Genomic DNA, 3,715 nt, shown 5'->3' with positions numbered 1-3,715 from the left:
GGTGTGGCGGCTGCGGAGGCGCTGACGCGGGGGCGGTCCGGCCGCGCGGCCGGACCGCCCGGCGCGGCGGACGGTCCGGGTTCCGGGGCATCGGCCAGGTGAAACCCGGCGGTTCCTGACTAGGCTGGGCGCTGTCGGTACGGCACAGCGCGGTGCACCCCGGCACCGCCCAGCTCACCCCATCGCACACCGCAGGAGAATCCGCCCCATGGCCGAGCGCAAGCCGATCGAATCCTGGCTCACCGACATGGACGGGGTCCTCATCCACGAGGGCACGCCGATCCCGGGGGCGGACGCCTTCCTCAAGGGGCTCAAGGAGTCCGGCAAGCCCTTCCTGGTCCTGACCAACAACTCCATCTACACGCCCCGCGACCTGCAGGCGCGGCTCGCCCGTATGGGGCTGCACGTGCCGGTGGAGAACATCTGGACCTCGGCGCTCGCCACCGCCAAGTTCCTGGACGACCAGCGGCCCGGCGGCACGGCGTATGTGATCGGGGAGGCCGGGCTCACCACCGCCCTGCACGACATCGGTTACGTGCTCACCGACCACGAGCCGGACTACGTGGTGCTGGGCGAGACCCGTACGTACAGCTTCGAGGCGCTCACCAAGGCGATCCGGCTCATCAACGGCGGGGCGCGGTTCATCTGCACCAACCCCGACGAGACCGGACCCTCCGCCGAGGGCCCGCTGCCCGCGACCGGCGCGGTGGCCGCGCTGATCACCAAGGCGACCGGCAAGAAGCCGTACTTCGCGGGCAAGCCCAACCCGCTGATGATGCGGACCGGGCTGAACGCGATCGGGGCGCACTCGGAGACCAGCGCGATGATCGGCGACCGGATGGACACGGACGTCCTGGCGGGGCTGGAGGCGGGGATGCAGACGTTCCTGGTGCTGACCGGGCTCACCCGGCCGCAGGACGTGGAGAACTTCCCGTTCCGCCCGTCCACGACCGTCGACTCGATCGCGGACCTGGTGGAGCTGATCTAGCCGCCGCGGGCTCCGCCCCGCACCGGGCGGCGTGCAGCCGTTCGGGCGCGCCCGGGATGCGAAACGCGGCGCGGCGGGTGAATCTTCGTACAGGAGGTTCACGATGCGTTTTCGACAGGTCACACTCTGTGCGGCCGTGGCAGCCGCCACCGCTCTGATGCCCGTGTCCGCCGCGACCGCGGATTCCGATGGGCACGGCTCGCTGACGGTGACGCCGTCCACGATCGCCCCCGGCGGCGAGGTGGCCCTGCGGGTCAGCGTGTGCAGCGGCCGGCAGGCCATCGGGACCTCGGAGGCCTTCGTCTCGCAGGCGCACTTCACGCCGGCGGCGGACGGGGGCCTCTTCGCGCAGGCCCGCATCCGCTCGGACGCCCAGGCGCACGACTACGACATCTGGGTCAACTGCAAGGACAGCTCGGGCCAGGCCTCCGGCCGTGTCACCGTCGTCCACGGCGGAGGCCACAACGACGGCCACAACGACGGCCACAACGACGGCCACAACGACGGCCACCACGACGGTCGGCACGACGGCCGGCACGACGGCGACCACCACCCGGACGAGCACCCCGACCACCACGCCACCCCGCACGCCCCCGTCCACGCGGGCGGCGGCGGCACCGCGCGGCTCGCCGAGCGGCAGGCCACCGAGGAGGGTCCCGGCACCCGGCACGCGGTGATCGGCCTGGCCCTGGCGGCCGTGGCGGCGATCGCGGTGGCGGGCCGCAGCGTGCGGCGCCGGCGCGGCGGCGGCTGAGGCGAGCGGGCCATGTCCTGCGAGCACACGTCCGGCACCGGACGGCTGCTGACCGGCGTGGCGTGGGCGGTCCTGCTGGTCGGTCTGTGGCTGTGGGGCCGCGACGTGACCGACGGCCCGGGCGGCAGCTCGGCCCCGACCACCGGTGATGTGGCCGCCGTGGGGCGCCCGTTGGGCGTACCCCTGCCACCGGCGCACGACCCCGTGACGGCGGCGCCGCCCCGGCGGGTCGAAATCCCCTCCATAGGCGTGACCGCACCCGTCGTGCCGCGCGGCCTCGACACCTCGGGCGCGGTCGATCCGCCACCGTACGACCGGCCGGGCACGGTCGGCTGGTTCGGCGCCGGGGTCGAACCCGGCGGGCCCGGCCCGGCGCTGCTCGTCGGCCACGTCGACACCCAGCGCAAGCCCGCAGTCTTCTACGGCCTGAGCGCCACCCGGCCCGGCCAGAAGGTCCGGGTGACCAGGAGCGACGGGTCGGTCGCCGAGTTCACCATCGACGACGTACAGGTCTTCGGGCGGGACCGGTTCGACGCGCACAAGGTGTACGGGCCGCGCCGGGCGGGGCGCGCGGAGCTGCGGCTGATCACCTGCGGGGGCACCTACGACCGCAAGGCGCGTACCTACACGGCGAACGTGGTGGTGTCGGCGTATCTGACGGACATGCGCGCGCCGGTGCCGTCCCCCCGGCCCTGAGCGCGCGGCGGCGCCCGTCGCGTACCTGGCCCGGCCGACGGCCCGCTCCCCCCGGAGCCGCCGGCCGGGCTGGTCCTCGACCGCGGGCGCGCGGGCTGCGGGAGAAGCCCGGCACCTCCACGGGAGGTTCGGTGGGCCGGCGTCGGACTGTGGCCGGGGACGGGGACGGGGCCGATGCGACCACTGTAGAACCGGTGTGCGCTTTCGGCCTAGGGCCGGATAACGCCAAGTCGCCTTCCGTGCGCGCTCGGTGGGATCTGGCTCGTGAGGGCACGCGCCGGTGTGCCACGATGGATCGGGGGAAGCGTCCGGAAAAGTACGTCGAGGGGGATCGGATGTTGCTCAGTGGTACGCGGACGGGCGCGGTCGGGGTGGCGGTGATGGCGGTGGGCGCGGCCCTGCTGCTGACGTCCTGCTCGTCCTCCTCGTCCTCCTCGGACGGCAGCGGGAAGCCCGAGGTGGCGCAGCAGCCCAAGGCGACCGATCCGTTCTGGGTCAATCCGGACGGCAACGCGGCGCGGCAGGCCGCCACTTATCGCAAGAGCGGGGACGACGCGAGGGCCGCGCTGATCGGGAAGATCGCGGAGCAGCCGGTCGGGGAGTGGATCGGCCCGGAGAACCCGGAGTCGGAGGCGAGGGGCTTCACCGAGGCGGCGGCCGAGGCCGACCGGACGGCGCTGCTGGTCCTCTACAACATCCCGCACCGCGACTGCGGCCAGTTCTCCAAGGGCGGGGCGGCGGACGGGGACGCGTACCGGGCGTGGGTGGACAAGGTGGCGGCGGGGATCGGGGACCGGTCCGCCACGGTGGTCCTGGAGCCGGACGCGGTGCTGCACCTGGTGGACGGCTGTACGCCCGCGCGGTTCGCGGAGGAGCGGTACGACCTGCTGAAGAAGGCGGTCGAGCGGCTGAAGCGGCAGCCGGGCGTGAAGGTGTACGTGGACGCGGGCAACGCGGGGTGGCAGCGGCCGGACGCGCTGGACGAGCCGCTGCGGCGGGCGGGGGTGACGGAGGCCGACGGCTTCGCCGTCAACGTCTCCAACTTCCAGACGACGGCGGCGAGCCGGGACTTCGGCCACCAGCTCTCGGCGAAGCTCGGCGGCAAGCACTTCGTGATCGACACGAGCCGCAACGGGAACGGGCCGTACGGGGGCGGCGACCCCAAGGAGACCTGGTGCAATCCGCCCGGCCGGGCGCTGGGGGAGCGGCCCACGACGCGGACGGGGGACGCGCTGGTGGACGCGTATGTGTGGGCAAAGCGGCCCGGGGAGTCGGAC

The 3,715-nt window shown here is 73.7% G+C and carries 4 protein-coding genes; all 4 read left to right on the top strand.

Annotated features, from left to right (window positions below):
* The first annotated feature begins 208 nt into the window (after window positions 1–208).
* A complete protein-coding gene (locus tag ACJA3G_RS32845) occupies window positions 209–988 on the top strand; it encodes an HAD-IIA family hydrolase (RefSeq protein ID WP_406556684.1) in 780 nt (259 codons plus the stop codon).
* Window positions 989–1,091: 103 nt separating this feature from the next.
* Entirely contained in the window at window positions 1,092–1,742 is a 651-nt protein-coding gene (locus ACJA3G_RS32840; protein ID WP_406556683.1) for a hypothetical protein, read from the top strand.
* A gap of 12 nt (window positions 1,743–1,754) precedes the next feature.
* Complete coding sequence (locus ACJA3G_RS32835) at window positions 1,755–2,438, top strand: class F sortase (RefSeq protein ID WP_406556682.1); 684 nt, start codon at window positions 1,755–1,757, stop codon at window positions 2,436–2,438.
* A 335-nt stretch (window positions 2,439–2,773) separates the two neighbouring features.
* The coding region (locus ACJA3G_RS32830) for a glycoside hydrolase family 6 protein (protein ID WP_406556681.1) at window positions 2,774–3,715 on the top strand (942 nt) is incomplete at its 3' end.

Source organism: Streptomyces sp. YS-3, assembly GCF_045257485.1.
GTDB lineage: Bacteria > Actinomycetota > Actinomycetes > Streptomycetales > Streptomycetaceae > Streptomyces.
The sequence above is the reverse complement of the archived record's forward strand: the minus strand, read 5'-3'. Positions and strand labels throughout refer to the sequence as shown.